11 protein-coding genes and 1 pseudogene are annotated in these 18,582 nt (G+C 46.3%); 9 read left to right on the top strand and 3 right to left on the bottom strand.

Annotated features, from left to right (window positions below; translation table 11 throughout):
* The first annotated feature begins 158 nt into the window (after positions 1–158).
* The 7 genes and pseudogenes from clpP (at position 159) to ABNK31_RS06800 (ending at position 10,732) form a co-directional block, all read left to right on the top strand.
* Positions 159–833: an ATP-dependent Clp endopeptidase proteolytic subunit ClpP gene (gene clpP, locus ABNK31_RS06830; RefSeq protein ID WP_418894928.1), complete on the top strand. Its 675-nt coding sequence runs from the start codon at positions 159–161 to the stop codon at positions 831–833.
* A gap of 8 nt (positions 834–841) precedes the next feature.
* A complete protein-coding gene (gene clpX, locus ABNK31_RS06825) occupies positions 842–2,083 on the top strand; it encodes an ATP-dependent Clp protease ATP-binding subunit ClpX (protein ID WP_418894927.1) in 1,242 nt (413 codons plus the stop codon).
* Between the two features lie 191 nt (positions 2,084–2,274).
* The gene (recQ, locus tag ABNK31_RS06820; protein WP_418894926.1) at positions 2,275–4,473 is read left to right on the top strand and encodes a DNA helicase RecQ; all 2,199 of its coding nucleotides are present in this window, start codon (positions 2,275–2,277) and stop codon (positions 4,471–4,473) included.
* A 64-nt stretch (positions 4,474–4,537) separates the two neighbouring features.
* A pseudogene (dxs, locus tag ABNK31_RS06815) lies at positions 4,538–6,406 on the top strand (1-deoxy-D-xylulose-5-phosphate synthase); the annotation flags it as partial.
* Positions 6,407–6,564: 158 nt separating this feature from the next.
* The gene (gene trkA / locus ABNK31_RS06810) at positions 6,565–7,902 is read left to right on the top strand and encodes a Trk system potassium transporter TrkA (protein ID WP_418894925.1); all 1,338 of its coding nucleotides are present in this window, start codon (positions 6,565–6,567) and stop codon (positions 7,900–7,902) included.
* Positions 7,903–7,941: 39 nt separating this feature from the next.
* Positions 7,942–9,408, top strand: coding sequence for a TrkH family potassium uptake protein (locus ABNK31_RS06805; RefSeq protein WP_418894924.1), 1,467 nt, complete (start codon positions 7,942–7,944; stop codon positions 9,406–9,408).
* A gap of 577 nt (positions 9,409–9,985) precedes the next feature.
* Positions 9,986–10,732, top strand: a complete 747-nt coding sequence (locus tag ABNK31_RS06800; protein ID WP_418894923.1) for a DUF6261 family protein — start codon at positions 9,986–9,988, stop codon at positions 10,730–10,732.
* A gap of 154 nt (positions 10,733–10,886) precedes the next feature.
* On the opposite strand, the gene ABNK31_RS06795 is transcribed toward ABNK31_RS06800, so the two are convergent.
* The 3 genes from ABNK31_RS06795 to clpB form a co-directional block, all read right to left on the bottom strand.
* Positions 10,887–11,219 (bottom strand): addiction module toxin RelE, encoded by a 333-nt coding sequence (locus ABNK31_RS06795; RefSeq protein ID WP_418894922.1) that lies wholly within the window; start codon positions 11,217–11,219, stop codon positions 10,887–10,889.
* Positions 11,209–11,409: a hypothetical protein gene (locus ABNK31_RS06790; RefSeq protein WP_418894921.1), complete on the bottom strand. Its 201-nt coding sequence runs from the start codon at positions 11,407–11,409 to the stop codon at positions 11,209–11,211. Before ABNK31_RS06790 ends, ABNK31_RS06795 begins: the two co-directional genes overlap by 11 nt.
* Before the next feature lie 115 nt (positions 11,410–11,524).
* The gene (clpB, locus tag ABNK31_RS06785; RefSeq protein WP_418894920.1) at positions 11,525–14,113 is read right to left on the bottom strand and encodes an ATP-dependent chaperone ClpB; all 2,589 of its coding nucleotides are present in this window, start codon (positions 14,111–14,113) and stop codon (positions 11,525–11,527) included.
* 374 nt (positions 14,114–14,487) lie between these two features.
* Here clpB and ABNK31_RS06780 point away from each other — a divergent pair, with 374 nt between their 5' ends.
* Both ABNK31_RS06780 and ABNK31_RS06775 read left to right on the top strand, forming a co-directional pair.
* On the top strand, positions 14,488–16,113 hold the full coding sequence (locus ABNK31_RS06780) for a DNA/RNA non-specific endonuclease (protein WP_418894919.1): 1,626 nt from the start codon (positions 14,488–14,490) through the stop codon (positions 16,111–16,113).
* A gap of 83 nt (positions 16,114–16,196) precedes the next feature.
* On the top strand, positions 16,197–18,521 hold the full coding sequence (locus ABNK31_RS06775; RefSeq protein WP_418894918.1) for a fimbrillin family protein: 2,325 nt from the start codon (positions 16,197–16,199) through the stop codon (positions 18,519–18,521).
* The last annotated feature ends 61 nt before the right edge of the window (positions 18,522–18,582 follow it).

Raw genomic sequence — 18,582 nt, 5'->3', positions numbered from 1 at the left:
GGGTCGTGTCAAAAGCAGGCCGGAGTTTTTTTCAGAATAATTGTTCGTTTGGATCATTCATTATATCTTTGTTTGGTAAAATCAAAAATAATTGGCACTTTATTTGCAACCGGTAAAAGAGAGCAATAAAGTAACAAACAGAATTAACAACTCAATTTATGAATAACGAATTCAGAAAATACGCCACTAAGCATTTAGGAATGAGTGGTTCCAGATTAGACAGTTATATGAACATAACCAGTCAGGGCGGAGGATACATTTCCCCCACCATTATTGAGGAACGTCAGTTAAACATCGCACAGATGGATGTATTCTCGCGTTTAATGATGGATCGTATTATCTTTTTAGGCACACAGATAGACGATTACACGGCCAACGTCATCCAAGCCCAATTGCTGTTCTTGGATTCTTCCGACCCCGGAAAAGATATCTCTATCTATATTAATTCTCCGGGCGGATCGGTATATGCAGGATACGGCATCTACGACACGATGCAATTTATATCGAGTAACGTATCGACTATTTGCACGGGTATCGCGGCGTCGATGGCTGCGGTATTGTTGGTATCGGGAACAGCCCAGAAACGTTTCGCCCTTACACACTCGAGGGTAATGATTCATCAACCTCTGGGAGGGGTACAGGGACAAGCATCCGACATCGAAATCACCGCCCGTGAAATAGCGAAAGTGAAACAAGAACTTTTTTCCATCATCTCGAAGCATTCCGGGAAACCGGTAGAGGATGTGGCGCGCGATTCGGACCGCGACTTCTGGATGACCGCTTCCGAAGCGAAAGAGTATGGCATGGTGGACGATGTATTGATAAAAAAATAAAATATCGAATGGCAAAGAAGGCAAACAGTAGTAATTATTGCAGCTTTTGCGGAAGAAGTGAAAATGAAGTGAATATGCTGATATCCGGAATCTCCGGCTATATCTGCGACATGTGCGTCGAACAAGCATATGAGATTGTCAACGAAACATTCAAGAGTTCCGGACATTCGGCGCCCGAAATATCACTCAATTCGCTTCCAAAACCCAAACAAATAAAGGAATTTCTCGATCAATACGTTATCGGGCAGGAAAATGCAAAACGTTTCCTGTCGGTAGCCGTATATAATCATTACAAGCGAATTCTTCAGAAATCGGTAAAAGATGACGTGGAGATTGAGAAATCCAATATTATTATGGTGGGTGCAACAGGTACCGGCAAAACCCTTCTTGCCCGGACAATAGCCAAAATACTGCGCGTACCTTTTACGATTGTCGATGCCACGGTGCTCACCGAAGCCGGATATGTGGGAGAAGATATCGAAAGCATTCTTTCGCGGCTGCTTCAGGTGGCCGATTTCGATGTCGCTTCGGCCGAAAGAGGAATTGTGTTCATCGACGAGATCGATAAAATAGCCCGTAAAAGCGATAACCCCTCCATCACCCGCGATGTGAGCGGAGAAGGGGTACAGCAAGGGTTGCTGAAACTTCTGGAAGGCTCTATCGTAAACGTTCCGCCCCAAGGAGGACGCAAGCATCCCGAACAACGGATGATCTCCGTCAACACAAAAAACATTCTTTTTATTTGCGGAGGCGCCTTCGACGGTATCGAAAGAAAAATAGCCCAACGCTTAAATACACGCGTTGTAGGGTATGCTGCAAGCAATGAGCAAACGACCATCGACCGGAATAATTTGATGAAATACATTACTCCGATGGATTTAAAAACGTTCGGACTGATTCCCGAAATCATCGGCCGCTTGCCGATACTTACTTTTTTGGAACCGTTGGACCGGGATGCATTGCTTCGTATTCTTATCGAACCGAAGAACTCCATCGTCAAACAATATCAGAAGCTTTTCGAGATGGACGGCGTTACACTCACTTTCGATAAGGACGCAAACGAGTATATTGTCGATAAAGCCATCGAGTTCAAGCTGGGTGCGCGGGGACTGCGTTCCATCGTCGAAGCCATTATGATGGATGCAATGTTCTCCCTGCCTTCCGAAGAAAAGAAAAAATTGCATATTTCGAGGAAATATGCAATCGAACATCTCGAAAAATCCGGATTGCAACACTTAAAAGTGGCATGACGGGTATCTTTTTCCACGTCCTTTCAGTAAACAATCAACCCGTTTTTCATAAAGTTTATCCATAAAATTATGTTTTATGGATTTGCTTCGTTTCGTATTTTAATTTTATGATGGATAATAAAAAATACTTTCCTATATTTGTAACTGGCTCGCGGGAAAAGTTAATTTTTATTTGAAAGCGAGATCGCTCTATGGAAGGACAAGAAATTCTACACAAAGGACTAAAAGAATATTTCGGATTCGATACGTTTAAAGGCAATCAAGAGGCCATTATGCGCAGTATCTTATCCGAAAAAAATACGTTCGTACTAATGCCCACGGGCGGAGGGAAATCGTTATGCTATCAACTTCCCGCTCTCTTATCGGAAGGTACGGCTATCGTCATCTCGCCCTTAATCGCTTTGATGAAGAATCAAGTCGATTCCATGCGCAATTTTAGTCAAGAAGACGGCATTGCGCATTTTTTGAATTCTTCGCTCAACCGCCAAGAGGTCGAGGAAGTGAAGCGGGATATTATGGCGGGAAAGACCAAGCTGCTGTATGTGGCTCCCGAGTCGCTGACAAAACTCGAAAACATCGAGTTTTTGCGCAACGTAAAGATCTCTTTTTATGCTGTGGACGAAGCGCATTGCATATCGGAATGGGGGCATGACTTCCGACCGGAATACCGCCGGATACGCCCCATTATAAAAGAAATAGGCCTGCGTCCGGTGATCGCCCTTACGGCCACGGCAACGCCGAAGGTGCAGCACGACATTCAAAAAACGCTCGGGATGTTGGATGCGGAAGTATTCAAGTCATCGTTCAACCGCCCGAACCTGTATTACGAAGTGCGCCGTAAAACGGAAACCATCGATAGGGAAATCATTAAGTATATCCTTTCGCAGGGCGATAAATCGGGTATCGTTTATTGCCTGAGCCGGAAGAAGGTCGATGATTTCTCACAAATACTACAAGCCAATAACATTCTGGCCCTACCCTATCACGCAGGAATGGATGCCGCCACACGAAGCGCCAATCAGGATGCTTTTCTGATGGAAAAGGTGAACGTGATTGTAGCAACCATCGCCTTCGGAATGGGAATCGACAAACCCGATGTGCGATATGTCATCCATTACGACATCCCCAAAAGCCTGGAAGGATATTACCAGGAAACGGGACGCGCGGGACGCGACGGCGGAGAGGGCAAATGCATCGCCTTTTATTCGGAAAAGGACTTGCAAAAACTCGAACGTTTCATGCACGGCAAGCCGGTATCGGAACAAGAAATAGGCCGGCAACTGCTCATGGAGACGGCCGCATACGCCGAGTCGCCGGTGTGTAGGAGAAAAGTGTTATTGCACTATTTCGGTGAAGATTACAACATAGAAAATTGTGAACATTGTGATAATTGTTTAAATCCTAAAATCAAGGTGGAAGCAAAAGAATTACTCATTACAGTATTAGAAGCTATTATTGCGTTAAAAGAGAAACAGAAAGCCGACTATGTGGTCAACTTCTTATTGGGAAAAGAAACGTCGGAGATAGAGACATTCAGCCATAACGAGTTGGAAGAATTCGGCTCGGGATCGGATGAAAGTGAACACATCTGGAACGCCGTCATCCGGCAGGCATCACTCGATAATTATCTGAAAAAAGATATCGAGAACTATGGCATTCTGAAAGTCACCAAAAAAGGAAAAGACTTTCTGAAAAAACCCGTCTCGTTCAAGATCGTGAAGGAAGAGGAAGAAGAGGGCGATTTACCCGATTTGGAATCGGAATCGTCGTTGGCCTCTGCCGGCGGCAGCACGGGAGGAGCCGCCGACCCGGTTCTTTTCTCGATGATGAAAGATTTACGCAAAAAGCTGTCGAAGAAATTAAATGTGCCGCCGTATGTCATTTTCCAACCGGCTTCGCTTGAGGCGATGGCAACCTCCTATCCTATCACGCTCGAAGAATTGCAAAACATTCCGGGTGTCGGGGCGGGAAAAGCCAAACGATACGGCCAAGAGTTTGTCGATTTGATTAAAAAGCACGTCGAGGAGAACGATATTACCCGTCCCGAAGACTTGCGGGTAAAGACCGTCGCCAACAAATCGAAGTTGAAAGTATCGATTGTTCAGGCTATCGACCGTAAAGTAGCGCTCGATGACCTGGCCGAATCGAAAGGAATCGACTTTAACGATATGCTCACCGAAGTGGAAGCGATCGTTTATTCCGGCACCAAAATAAATATCGACTATTTTCTCGATGAAGTCATGGACGAAGATGTCTTGGAAGATATTTACGACTACTTTCAAGAAGCGGAAACGGACGATTTGCAGAAAGCGCAGGAGGAACTGGCCGACTATACGAGTGACGAAATACGCCTCGTACGGATCAAATTCCTCTCGGATATGGCCAATTAATGGATAAATTTTAAACTAATCTACGATACTTATCGTTATAAACTTGTCGGCGATTGGAGAAAGAATGAAATATTTGCAAAATATCAATAGTCCTGAAGATTTAAAGAAACTCGATATCGAACAGCTAGAAGTCGTCTGTGCCGATTTGAGGGAGTTTATTATCGAACAACTCTCTCACAATCCCGGACATTTTGCTTCGAGTTTGGGTACCGTTGAATTGACAGTGGCGCTTCATTATCTTTACAATACCCCTTACGACCGGTTGGTTTGGGATGTAGGCCATCAGGCTTACAGCCATAAAATACTGACGGGCCGCCGCGATCGGTTTTATACCAACCGCAAGCTAAACGGACTCTCCGGGTTCACCAATCCTGCCGAAAGCGAGTACGATACGTTTATTGCAGGACATGCATCCACGTCTATTTCCGCCGCATTGGGAATGGCCGTGGCGGCGACTCTCCATCACGAAGACAACCGCCATGTGGTGGCGATCATCGGAGACGGCTCCATGACCGGCGGACTGGCTTACGAAGGCCTGAACAATGCCTGCTCCCAGCCTAACAACCTCTTGATTATCCTCAACGACAACAATATGTCTATCGATAATAATGTGGGGGGATTGCAAGATTATCTGGTCAAACTGACAACCTCTTCAAAATATAATAAAGTCAGGAATCACCTTTACCAAAAATTCAAGAACAACAACCTGATTACCGAACAGGACAAGAACCAAATGCTGCGCTTCAACAACAGCATGAAGTCACTGATAACCAAAGAGCAAAACCTTTTCGAAGGATTTAACATCCGCTATTTCGGGCCGGTAGACGGACACGATCTGCCGGGGCTGATCCGCGTATTGAGGAATATTAAAGATATGACGGGCCCCAAGCTGCTGCACATAAAAACCGTAAAGGGCAAAGGGTTCAAACCCGCGGAGAAATCGGCTACCATCTGGCATGCCCCCGGATTGTTCAATAAAGAAACCGGCGAACGCCTTGTTCAAATAAAAGAAAACCAACCCCAACTCTATCAGGATATCTTCGGGCATACATTGGTGGAGATGGCCGAAAAGAACGAGAAGATTGTCGGCGTTACACCTGCCATGCCCACAGGCTGCTCCATGTCGTTTATGATGAATCGCTTCCCCGAAAGGTCTTTCGATGTGGGTATCGCCGAAGCTCATGCCGTGACGTTCTCGGCCGGCATGGCCAAAGAAGGGTTGATTCCTTTCTGCAACATTTATTCCTCGTTCATGCAGCGCGCCTACGATCAAATAATCCATGATGTGGCGCTGCAAAAACTAAAGGTCGTGTTTTGCCTCGATCGCGCCGGGTTGGTGGGCGAAGACGGACCTACCCATCATGGCGTTTTCGATTTAGCCTACATGCGCTTGATTCCGAACTTGGTTATCTCAGCGCCCTACAACGAGCACGATTTACGCAACCTGATGTATACGGCGGTTTACGGTAACGACGGACCTTTTGTCATCCGTTACCCTCGTGGCCACGGGGAACTGACAGATTGGCATAACGAGCCGGAGATTATCCCCATCGGTAAAGGACGCCAATTATCGAAAGGAAGCGACATCGCGCTACTGTCTATCGGCACTATCGGAAACAATGCCGCCCGGGCCATTAAAAAAGCCAAAGAAATGGGCATCAGCGTGGCGCATTACGATATGCTCTTCCTTAAACCCATCGATGAAGAGCTCTTGCTGAATGTGGCCAAAGAGTTCCGTTATATTATCACGCTCGAGCACGGAACGAAAATCGGCGGATTAGGCAGCGCCGTACTGGAATTTTATGCGGCCAACGGATTGACGGATATCCAAGTGCATCAGATGGGAATAGACGACCGGTTTGTTCCGCACGGGGCCGTAAAAGAACTGCTCAAACTACAACAGTTGGACGAAAACGGCATTCTGCAACATATCGTTTCGGTATACGAAAAAATGAAACAAGACGCCCCGCACGATAAAAGCCTGAAAGCGTTCCACCCATTCGGCCTCTTCCACAATCGGACAAGCGATGGGGCAACCGACGGCGTCCCTCCAAGCGACACCTCCGGTAGAGTTAAAATAAACTCCGAGTTATGAAAATCTTAATTGCCGGTGCAGGAAATGTCGGTACCCATCTGTCCAAATTATTGGGACAGGAATTCCACAATATCACATTGATGGATACCGACAGGGAACGTCTGGCCATCGTAGGTGACAACACCGATGTGATTACCCGCGTGGGCAATTGTACTTCGCTGAAAGACCTCACAGACGCGGGCGTGGCCGATACCGACTTATATATAGGGGTCACACCCGAAGAATCTCAAAATATCACCTCGTGCATCTTGGCTTCCAATCTGGGGGCGAAAAAAACATTAGCCCGCATCAACAACTTCGAATATCTGCTTCCGAAGAATGCCGGGTTTTTCGAGAAATTAGGCATCGACTCGATGATCTATCCCGAAATGATGGCGGCAAAAGAAATAGCCATGGCGCTCAGGACACCCTGGACCCGTTTCTGGTGGGAATTATCGAACGGTTCCGTCATTCTTGCCGGCGCCAAAGTGAGGGATAACGCCCCCATCGCCAATAAACATCTTTACGAGTTATCGCATACCAATAAAATATTTCACTTGGTCGCCATTAAACGCGATGTCGATACGTTCATCCCCGGAGGGAGCGATCAGGTGCTTCCCGACGACATCATCTACTTTACAACACTCCGGAAATACATTCACGAACTGCCCGAAATTTTGGGTAAGCGATCGTTCGAAACGAAGAAAATCATGTTCATGGGAGGCAGCCGCATCACCATGCGTACCGTACAACAACTTCCGCAAAACATCGACATTAAGATTATCGAACAAGACCGCGAACGGGCGGAGAAACTTGTGGAAATGTGCCCTTCGAACATAACGGTCTTTTTGGGCGATGCGCGCGACGCCGAACTCCTCCAGAGCGAGGGTATTGCCGATATGGACGCCTTTATCGCCCTGACGGGAAACTCGGAAGCGAATATACTGGGTTGTATGATGGCTAAACAATATGGCGTAAAAAAAACGGTCGCCGAGGTCAAAAACATGGATTATATCTCTATGGCCGAGCGTTTCGATATTGGAACCGTCATTAATAAAAAACTCATTGCTGGAAGTAAAATTTACGAACTACTCCTAAAAGCCGATGCTTCGAACATAAAATGCCTGACCTTTTCGCAGGCGAATGTAGGGGAAGTCACGGCCAAACCCAACTCGAAAGTCACTCAAAAACTTATCAAGAACTTACACTTACCTTCGGCCTTGACTTTCGGGGCGTTGGTAAGAAACGGCGAGCCGATGCTCATCGACGGCGACACGCTCATCGAACCCTACGACCAAGTCGTGGTGTTTTTTCTGGACAGCGCTTTGAAACAAATCGAGCGGTTGTTTAATTAATTTTTCAGGATTGCTTTCGGGCAAATCCGGCTAAATGGCATGCAAAGATTCAATTTTCAATTCGTATTCAGCAGCATCGGCGTCACGTTGATGATCGAAGCCGTTTTTATGTTGCTGTCGGCTCTGGTGGGGGAATATTATCACGAGCCTTCGGTAAACTACCTGTACATGTCGGCCATCATAACCTTCTGCTCGGGCGTTGCCCTGTACGGCGCCGGAAGAATAAAGAAGAAAAACAACCGGATTACCAAACGGGAAGCGTTTTTCATCGTCACCTTCGTTTGGATTTCGCTGGTGTTATTCGGCTGCCTGCCCTACACGTTGGGAGGCGCCATCACCTCTTTCACCAATGCCTTCTTCGAAAGCATGAGCGGATTCACCGCCGTGGGCAGTACCACCCTGTCGAACATAGAAGCATTTCCCAAATCGCTTCTTTTCTGGCGCAGCCTCACCCATTGGATAGGCGGTATCGGAATCCTGATTTTCGTGATGAGCTTCATCTCGGTGTTCGGGGGAACCGCCGTGCAACTCTATAGCGCCGAAGTCACCGGCATTTCGGAACAACAATTCAAGCCTCGCATCAGCGATATCACCCGGAGCATGTCGGTGACCTATCTCTTCCTGACCTTAAGCGGATTCCTGCTTCTATGGGCGGGCCCGATGGATGCGTTCGACGCCGCATGCCATAGCTTTTCGGCCATATCGACCGGTGGCTTTTCGACCAAGCAAGCCGGAATCGCGCATTTTAATTCGGCCTATGTCGAGTATGTGTTAATCGTGTTGATGTTTTTAGGTGCGACAAACTTTACGCTGATATTTCAACTTTTGCGGCATTTTTCGCCAAGAATCGCTAAAGACGAAGAATTCCGGTGGTATGCATCGCTAATCGGCATCTTCACGTTTGTCACCATCGTCTACATGTATATCAAAGGATATGACGACGGCTCGTTTGAAGATACGTTCCGGACAGCGCTTTTCCAAGTGGTGTCGAGCATCAGCACCACGGCTTTTACCACGGTCGATTTTCTGGAGTGGGGCGAATTTTATTGGTTCCTGTTCCTCGCCATGGTTCTTTTCTGCGGATGCGAGGGCTCGACGTCGGGCGGTATGAAGATATCGCGATTGATTTTATTAACGAAAAACGCCCGCTTGTCCTTTAAGCGGTTCGTCCATTCGCAAGCGCTTTATATGGTCAAGATAAACGGCCAGGTGGTATCGAATACCGTTATCGAAAAAGCATTGTCTTTCATCTTTTTATATTTTGCGATCATCGGGGTCAGTTCGATTGCGCTAAGCTTGACAGGCATGTCTTTCAACGAATCGTTCGGGACGGCGATTTCGACACTCGGCAACAACGGCATCGGACTGGGGCGTTTCGGGCCTTCCGGCAATTTCATCCACGCCACGACCGCCGCTAAATATATTCTTTGCTTCCTCATGCTGGTCGGACGTTTGGAAATATTTACCGTCCTTTCGCTCATCGTGCCCAGCTTCTGGAAGAAATAATTTTATCTTCATTTTTTATTGGATTTTCAAAATATTACTTTTATCTTTGAGGCATATTTATGAATATACCCAATAAGCATATCCGTAAACGAGTGACATGACAAAGCGACAGGCAGTATTTGTCATGAAAATGAACGATAAGACGCCGTCTCCCCTGTATCCGGGGTGCGATTTGCAAAACAGGGATAGGATACGCAACAAGGGGGGATGCTTATTTTTCATATAGCCGGGGATATCCGGTATCCGGCTTGCCATTTTCCGTTTGAAGACAGGAGCCGCAGTATCTATAACAATTATTTCAATTAAGAACATAGATACTCAGTATCCTTAACAATAGTTTTTATTTGGAAAGCAACGACCGGGTATCCTTAATGAAATTTTTATTTCGCATGCCGGATACTGAGGCGCCGGCATCAAAAAAAAATTCTGAAAGCCAGACGAGCCTCCGCTCAAACACGATGCATCGATCTACATTCTGTTCCTCCGGGACTCATCCGTAAAAAAGAAGCAATAATAATCTTATAAACAATAGATAAGATAAACAAACTAATTGTTTAATTTTTAATAGGATGATAAAATGAAAAGTTTAGAAGCTTTACGACAAGATTCACTCCAAAACATGGAGTATGTGACCCTGATGCGCGAAACGTTAGCCGACGTGGAAGCGACAAAAGTTGAATTACTCACCACCGATGTTCCCCTGCAAAACTATTTGGGAAAAGTGAAGAACGGCATCGATCCTTTCGAAAAGATGACGAAGAATCCCTTGAAGGATCCGCTAACGGAAATCGTTGCACAAAAAGACTTCATTCGGAGCAAAAGAACCCGGCAGTTCCGGAAAAAATTATATTATTACGAACTGTCCGAGAATCCCGAAGAATTAGCGGCCTTCGAAACCTTGGAACCGGTATGGCTCGCCCATCGCAACATCTTGTCGAAGAATGTGAAGGGACAAACCGGCGAAACGGATAACCTGCTGAACGACCTGTCGAAAGAGCCTTTCGTATCGGCCCTGGGTACTTTGAATTTGACGACTGACCGCGATGGCATGCAACTTGCGAATGACGAAGTACGCGAAGTAGAAACGGGCAAACGCACCAAGACAGCGGTTAAGGAAAACTCCAAATCGAGAGAATTGCGAAGGCAACTGAGCGCAGACTACTCGAATCTCATGGAATATATTGCCGTGTTGGCGAAAGCCTATCCCGACCAGGCCGAGTGGAACAAGCTTCTTACGGTTGTCAATGTCATCCGCAAACGGTACAAGGAACTGATCAAGCACCGCGAAGGGGGCAAAAAAGATAAGAAGAAAGAAAAAGAATAGGCCATTCGAAAATACGATTGATAAATTATCTCTCGCAGATTACGCAGATAAACACATATTTTATCTATGGTTTGCAAAATTCGCGTAATCTGCGAGAAATATTTTTTATAAGTTACAATCAGTTGATTTTTTGGCCTGTGTCACACCAGTGGCATCAACATTCATCCAAATCAGCCAAAAGTTGCCTTAAAAAAGTATCCGAAACCGATTCTCTCTCCGATTTATCAAACACAGATAGTAAATAAATTCTTTTATTCATTATTTTTACGTAGGTAATCAACCTTCCGCCACCGCTTTTACCTCGTCCTTTGCTTTTGATAGAGAAACGTACCTTAAAGCAATTTTTATACACTTCCACTCCCTGCATGGGATTGTTGAGTAATACTTCAGTAAGTGCAATCAAATCCGATTTAAACGAAGGATATCTCTTTTGAAGCGCCTTGGCCTCTCTTTCGAAATTAGGCGTAGTAATGATTTCAAAGTCCATTGATAAAATCTTCAAAACGATTTAATTTCAATTCTCCGCTTTCGATCTGCTTCATTTCTTTGTATCCTGTCTTTACACTTTCGGCTATCTGATAAGTTTTTAATTTCTTTTGAATCGTCTGCCAGTCTTTCAAAGATACTTGTACGGCTTTAATCTTTCCATCTGTATCCGAAACAAATTGTATATTCATAATTCTCTTTTTATTATGTAGCAAAGATAAATATTGAAATGATTTCAATATTTATCTTTACATTTTATTAACTTATTAGTCTTGAATTTCAACTCAATCTCATACGCTGAAGCTATTAATTTTTGAAAAACAGCGTATCGTCGATGGCATCGATGGTGATGCCTTTGGAATTATCGACCGTCCCGGCAAGAATATCTTTCGAAAGCTGATTCAACACCTTGCGCTGAATAACCCGTTTCACGGGACGCGCCCCGAACTCGGGATTATATCCCGCATGGGCGATGCTGGCAACGGCTTCGTCGGTATACGAGAGTTCGATTCCGTTCTCATGCAACATCTTTTTCACGCCATTCAACTGCAAGCGTACGATTTGAGCAATTTCTCCCTGCTTCAACGGCGCAAACATAATGATGTCGTCGATACGGTTCAAGAACTCCGGACGAATGGTCTGCTTAAGCATTTCCATTACCTGCGCTTTCGTATTCTCGATGACTTCCTCCCGGTTGTTATCGGTTATTTTCTCGAAATTATCCCGGATAAGGTTCGACCCCATGTTGGACGTCATAATGATGATGGTGTTCTTAAAATTGACCACCCGCCCCTTGTTGTCCGTCAACCGGCCGTCGTCGAGCACCTGCAAGAGAATATTGAACACGTCGGGATGCGCTTTTTCGATTTCGTCGAACAGCACCACCGAATAAGGTTTCCGCCGGATAGCTTCGGTGAGTTGCCCGCCTTCATCGTATCCCACATATCCCGGAGGCGCCCCGATGAGCCGTGTGGCGCTGAACTTCTCCTGATACTCGCTCATGTCGATACGCGTCATCATATTTTCATCGTCGAACAGATAATCGGCCAACGCTTTGGCCAGTTCGGTCTTCCCGACTCCGGTCGTACCCAGGAAAATAAACGAACCGATAGGACGCTTCGGATCGCTTAATCCGGCGCGATTCCGCCGAACGGCATCGGCTACGGCGGCAATGGCTTCATCCTGTCCGATGACCCGCTGATGCAATTCGTCTTCGAGATGCAAGAGCTTTTCGCGTTCGCTTTGCAGCATTTTGTTTACCGGTATGCCCGTCCATCGCGATACGACATCGGCAATGTCGGCGGCATCGACCTCTTCTTTAATCATCGCGCGGCCTCCTTGCTGGTCATGAAGCTGTTGCTGCAATTTTTCGATCTCGGTCTCTTTCTCTTTAATCCGTCCGTAGCGCAATTCGGCCACTTTACCGTAATCGCCTTCGCGTTCGGCTTTATCGGCTTCGAACTTCGCATGCTCGATATCGACTTTGTTTTGCTGAATTTTATTGATCAATCCTTTTTCAGCCTGCCATTTCGACTTCAACGCATTTTCCTCTTCCCGCAGATTTTCGATCTGACGGGTCAACACCTCTTCCTTTACCGTATCCTTTTCACGACGGATGGCTTCGCGCTCAATTTCGAGTTGCTTGGTCTTACGCATAATCTCATCGAGTTCTTCGGGAACCGAATCGACTTCCATACGCAGTTTGGCCGCCGCTTCGTCCATCAGGTCGATGGCCTTGTCGGGAAGGAAACGGTCGGTAATATACCGATGCGACAACTGCACGGCGGCAATAATCGCCTCATCCATAATCCGGACCTTATGATGCGTTTCGTATTTTTCTTTCAATCCCCGAAGAATCGAAATCGAGTCGGCCTCGCTGGGTTCGTTCACCATCACCGTTTGGAAACGCCGTTCCAGCGCCTTGTCTTTCTCGAAATACTTTTGATACTCATCGAGGGTGGTCGCACCGATAGCCCTCAATTCCCCGCGCGCCAGGGCCGGCTTCAGAATATTAGCCGCGTCCATGGCCCCCTCGCTCTTTCCGGCTCCGACCAGCGTATGGATCTCGTCGATAAACAAGATGATCTCGCCTTCGGACTTCACCACTTCGTTCACGACCGACTTCAGGCGCTCTTCGAACTCGCCTTTATATTTGGCTCCCGCGATGAGGGCGCCCATGTCGAGCGAAAATATTTGTTTACTCTTCAGGTTTTCAGGCACGTCGCCTCGGATGATACGATGCGCCAATCCCTCGGCAATGGCCGTTTTACCCGTTCCCGGCTCGCCGATAAGAATAGGATTGTTCTTGGTGCGGCGGCTCAATATCTGTAATACACGGCGTATTTCCTCGTCACGCCCGATCACCGGGTCGAGCTTGCCCTCACGCGCTTTTTCCGTAAGATTGATCGCGTATTTACTCAACGACTGATAGGTATCTTCGGCCGACTGGCTGGTTACTTTTTCACCTTTGCGAAGTTCTTTCACCGCCAGTTCGAGTTCCTTTTGCGTCACACCGGCATCTTTGAGAATCTGCGATGCGGGACTGTTTTCGCTCATCAATGCCATCAACAGATGCTCAAGCGATACGAACTGGTCGCCCATCTTAGACGATAAATCGGAAGCCTTCGTAAAAACGGCATTCGTTTCGCGGCTCAGCATCGGCTCTCCGCCCGACACTTTCGGCAGGGAAGCGATTTCCTGCTCCAAGCGGCTGTCAATCTGAGAGGGATTCACGCCAAGCTTACGAAATAAAAAGCCCGTCACATTCTCTCCCGACAACATCACCCCTTTCAGTACATGTACCGGTTCGATAAGTTGTTGCCCGCTGCCCTGCGCCAACTCGATGGCTTTTTGCACGGCCTCTTGGGCTTTGATTGTAAAATTATTAAAATTCATATAGATAGTTTTTTTCGATTATACTTTTTATTCATTATATAAGACCGATCAAAATTCTTGCCACGACATAAAAGATGACTTTTTGACAGGGTATCTTTGTATCTATCCGGGAATTATAGTCGTTCCTATTCCTAAGGCCGGATGTTATTGATTGACACTTTTCATCTCATCCGTTTACAAATAGTCATTCTTAACGGCAAGAGACAAAGATAAACGATCCTTTTGACTTACGTCTTAACAAATTGTTCTTGATTTTTTTTGTTAGTGGGAAAAATAATCCATACATTTGCAAGGACAAAGAATAAAGATGTAACATCTTATTTTCAACCATATTGATAAACAGAATGAAAAATTGTTATTCAAATAAATTAAAAATGAAAAAGCTGTATTTACCGTTATTTTCACTCATCCTTCTTCCTTTAGCTTCTTGCGATCAAGAACAACCGGTATTACAAAAACAAGAAAAAACGCCCCTTTATTTCGGAAGCGTCCTGATACAAACGGAAGCGGATATTACCCCACGCGCTACCGGTGCGCAATGGGAAGCGGATGACGCCATCGGAATCTTTGCCGTCAACCACCAAATGCCTCTGGAAGAGGGGAACATCTTCGACGGAAGCGAGAATGTGGCTTTTACCACTCAAGGGGACGGCTTTTTCTATCCGAAAGGAAAAAACATCTATTATCCCGAAGGGGATGCTTCGATCGATCTGATCGCCTATTATCCGTACGACGAATCGATAAGCGGATATGCCTATTCCATCGACCTTACCAAACAAACGGAGTTTTTCTACAGTAACAACTTACAAGATATCAGCAAGGCAAAAGGAGGCGCCCGGACGCTGGAGTTCCGGCGCCCGCTGACCAAAATCGTCTTGAACATTACGCCCAAAAAAGAAGGCTCTACGTTGGATGGACTCACGGTAACAGCTCGAGGCGCTCTCGTGCGGGGTTCGTTCTCGTTGGCCGGCGGAACGCTCAAGGCCGACGAAACGTCAACGGGCGACATTGAATTGGCCGTGTCGGGAAGTTCCACGCAAAAGCAGGCATCGGGGATGTTTTTCCCCACCGGACAACCGGAAGCATTGACCGTCGACTTCACCCTTCAAGGGAAGACCTTTACCTGGCGTCCGAAGGAAATTCTGCAAGGCGGTAAAGCATATCGTTATACCATCGAGCTGGATGGTCTCGAATCGACCGCCGCCCTCTCGACATCCTACATGGAGATACCGGCTTACACGTCGGGCGGAACGGCGCCCCACTCCGCTTCGGCCCTGCACATGGTCGGCGACAAAGACTGGTTGAATCCAAGCTATACGGTCAATAATACGAGCATCCGCAATTACAGTATCTTGTACGATACCGAAAATCGCGTGCCGTATTGGGTGGCATATCCAATGCATTCGATGTATTTAGGGGATGCCGGCAGAACAGAAGAATGGGATTACGACCCTATCATTTCACCCAAAAGTGTGCAACCCACCTTATATAATGGTTGGTCTAGCATGACGTATAATAGAGGACATCTATTGGCCAGTGCGGATAGAAACGCAACGAGAGTCCTAAATGAAACAACTTTTTATTTTACTAATATGGCTCCGCAAGACAAAGATATGAACAGCGGGCCGTGGGCCGTGCTCGAAAATAAAGTTCGTGAGTGGTGTAAACAATCTGCTTATGATACGCTCTATGTGGTAACCGGCTGTATTCTTCCCGAGTCTTCCCAGCAATACACGTATGTCAATGACAATAATCAAAAAGGATCCGTTGTACCAAAATACCTGTACAAGGCATTGTTGCGTAAGCAAAAAAACGGCGGCGCCTATACTTCGATCGCTTTCCGGATGGAAAACGCCGATACAAAATCGCCCTATTACAGCAATATCGTATCGGTCGAAACGTTGGAACAGGAAACGGGCTTTACGTTTTTCCCCAACTTGCCCGCCGATGTGGCGAAAGAAGTTAAAAAGAACGCATCCCAATCACCGCACTGGAATTAGCGGAAAATGAGTTGTAAAACCATTATCATAATATATACTCTAGTCAATTCGTTCAATTATCCATCATTAAAATATTCAGCCTTATGAAAAGTAATAAAATTTTTTCTCTTCTGCTTCTCGGGGCCGTCGCTTTCGGTTCCTGTAATAGTGAAGACGAGCCCCTGATAAACCCGCTTAGCGGCGAAAATCAGGTGAAATTTCAAGCTTCTATCGGAGCAAGTGTAACCACACGGGCCGCCGGAACGACTTGGAATGCGGGCGACGCTATCGGCGTGTATGCGCTGAATGCCGGACAGAAATTGCCGGACGGCGTATACGACAGCAAATCGAATATCAAGTATACGACTCCCACCGAAGCCGAACAAGGAGTCTTTACCGCCGCAACGGAAGGCATTACGTTCCCCGAAACAGGCAACTTGGACTTTATCGCGTATTATCCCTATCGGGAATCGCTCGCAAACAATGTGTATGCCATCGACGTAGCCGACCAATCCAAACCGGCGGCCATCGACCTGTTGTTTTCCAATAACGCCGTCAACCAATCGGAACCGGCGGTCGCTCTTCAATTCAAGCATCAACTGGCCATGCTGGTCCTGAATGTTTCGGCAGGCGACGGTGTAACGTCACTGGACGGCTTAACGGTTTCGATCGAAGGATTGAAAACCGACGGTACCTTTAACTTAGCCGACGGAAGTATTACCACAGGCACGACGGTCAAAACGATCACCCCTGTTGTAGCCGCTTCCGGAAAAACAGCTACCGTAGCAGCTATCCTCGTGCCGGGACAAGACCTGAAAGACACGAAGATATCGTTTAAAGTAGGAGGCCAAACCTACGAATGGACACCCGATGCACAAGCCGTCGAAACCGGTAAAAAGTACACGTACCCATCCATCCAGCTTTCTACAACCGGCGTTACGGTAGTACAGCCTTCTGCAACCATTGTCGATTGGGTAGATGTGGAAATAGGCGGTATCGTTACACTGAAACCGAATGAAGGAGAGCAAGGCTCCTGGACTGTTGCCGAATTACGTTCGAAATTTACCGGAACGGAGTACACAATTACCGAAGAGGTGAAAGTAAAAGCCGTCGTGATCCAAAATAAAGAAGGCGGAAATTCCACTTCACTGAAAAATATCGTCATACAGGATGAAACAGCCGGTATCGCGGTGCGTTTTGTAGAGAACAACGAAACGCTTACATTCGGAGATGAAGTCGAAATCAGCCTCAAAGATCAAAAGTTGTCTGCCTATAACGGATTGTTGCAAATCAACAATCTTCCGAATGCAAATGTGACAAAAACAGGAACGAAAACCGTAACGGCGAAAGAAGTAACGGCGGCCGATTTCCTTGCCGGTAAATACGAATCGCAATATGTAGCCGTCCCGAATGTACAGGTTGTTGCAGCCGATTTGGAAAAAACATTCGCCACGGACAAACATGGTTCAATCAACATGGAATTTGAAAACGGCGGGCAATTCATTCTCTTTACCTCGAGTTACGCGGTATTCAAAAATCAAAAGGTTCCCCAGGGAAGCGGAACGCTAAAAGGAATCGCCAGCATCAATCAACCGAAAGATGGTGAAGCGGTTTATCAGATTCTGCCGACGGTTGCAGCCGACGTGGAAGGATTGACTCAATCCCGTTTCGGAAGCAGTACAAGCACGTTGGAAGTTTCTCCGTCAGCTATTGAATTCGAAGCAAGTGCAAATAACACACAGAACATTACTATCACAGCTTCTGGTGCTTGGACGGCAACAACAGAAGGTTCGGGCTTTACGATCAGTCCCGCTAGCGGAACCGGTAATGCCACAATCGTCGCCACTGCAACTGCTGCTACCGGAGCTACCGGAAAGATTATCGTGGCCTTGACCGAAACAGCTCTGACAAAAGAAATTGCCGTATCGCAAAAGACTTCTGGAGGAGAACCTACAGTGATTTTCAGTGAAACATTTGAAAATGCTACTCCATTAAAGGAAAAGTTTAACAGTGAGGGCACTTCTGTCAGCGGTTTTGATTTTGCTGATGGAAAATATACAGGAACAGGAGCGGATGTACGAACTACTGGTTCCATTACAAGTAAACATTTATGGTTCCCTGGATATAATGCAAAGTATGACGCCGCTTTTGTAAAAATAAGTAATATTCCTTCAGGATATACCAGTATCAAACTCACTTATGATATTGCTGCCAATGCAAAGGATATTGCCGCAAACATCTTAAAAATAAAGTGTAACAATAAAGATATACCTTTGTCAGAAGAAAAGTTAGGAGAGCAAAATGTTTTCTCTACTATTACTATAGACATTCCTATTGACGATGTTACGACTTTGGAATTCTATACGGATGAAACAAATACAAGTGGTTTCCGTCTCGACAACATTAAATTGGAAGGTGTAAAGAAATAACCACTTATCCGATGAAATCAATCATTCAATAGAGGTCAAGAACACTTGGCCTCTATTGTTC

The organism is Limibacterium fermenti (assembly GCF_041902845.1).
GTDB classification, from domain to species: Bacteria; Bacteroidota; Bacteroidia; order Bacteroidales; family Dysgonomonadaceae; genus Limibacterium; species Limibacterium fermenti.
The sequence above is the reverse complement of the archived record's forward strand: the minus strand, read 5'-3'. Positions and strand labels throughout refer to the sequence as shown.

Coding starts and splice junctions, on each gene's coding strand:
- ABNK31_RS06775 (WP_418894918.1), top strand. CDS start 16,197: ATGAAAAGTAATAAAATTTTTTCTCTTCTGCTTCTCGGGGCCGTCGCT.
- clpP (WP_418894928.1), top strand. CDS start 159: ATGAATAACGAATTCAGAAAATACGCCACTAAGCATTTAGGAATGAGT.
- recQ (WP_418894926.1), top strand. CDS start 2,275: ATGGAAGGACAAGAAATTCTACACAAAGGACTAAAAGAATATTTCGGA.
- trkA (WP_418894925.1), top strand. CDS start 6,565: ATGAAAATCTTAATTGCCGGTGCAGGAAATGTCGGTACCCATCTGTCC.
- ABNK31_RS06800 (WP_418894923.1), top strand. CDS start 9,986: ATGAAAAGTTTAGAAGCTTTACGACAAGATTCACTCCAAAACATGGAG.
- ABNK31_RS06795 (WP_418894922.1), bottom strand. CDS start 11,219: ATGGACTTTGAAATCATTACTACGCCTAATTTCGAAAGAGAGGCCAAG.
- ABNK31_RS06780 (WP_418894919.1), top strand. CDS start 14,488: ATGAAAAAGCTGTATTTACCGTTATTTTCACTCATCCTTCTTCCTTTA.
- ABNK31_RS06805 (WP_418894924.1), top strand. CDS start 7,942: ATGCAAAGATTCAATTTTCAATTCGTATTCAGCAGCATCGGCGTCACG.
- clpX (WP_418894927.1), top strand. CDS start 842: ATGGCAAAGAAGGCAAACAGTAGTAATTATTGCAGCTTTTGCGGAAGA.
- ABNK31_RS06790 (WP_418894921.1), bottom strand. CDS start 11,409: ATGAATATACAATTTGTTTCGGATACAGATGGAAAGATTAAAGCCGTA.
- clpB (WP_418894920.1), bottom strand. CDS start 14,113: ATGAATTTTAATAATTTTACAATCAAAGCCCAAGAGGCCGTGCAAAAA.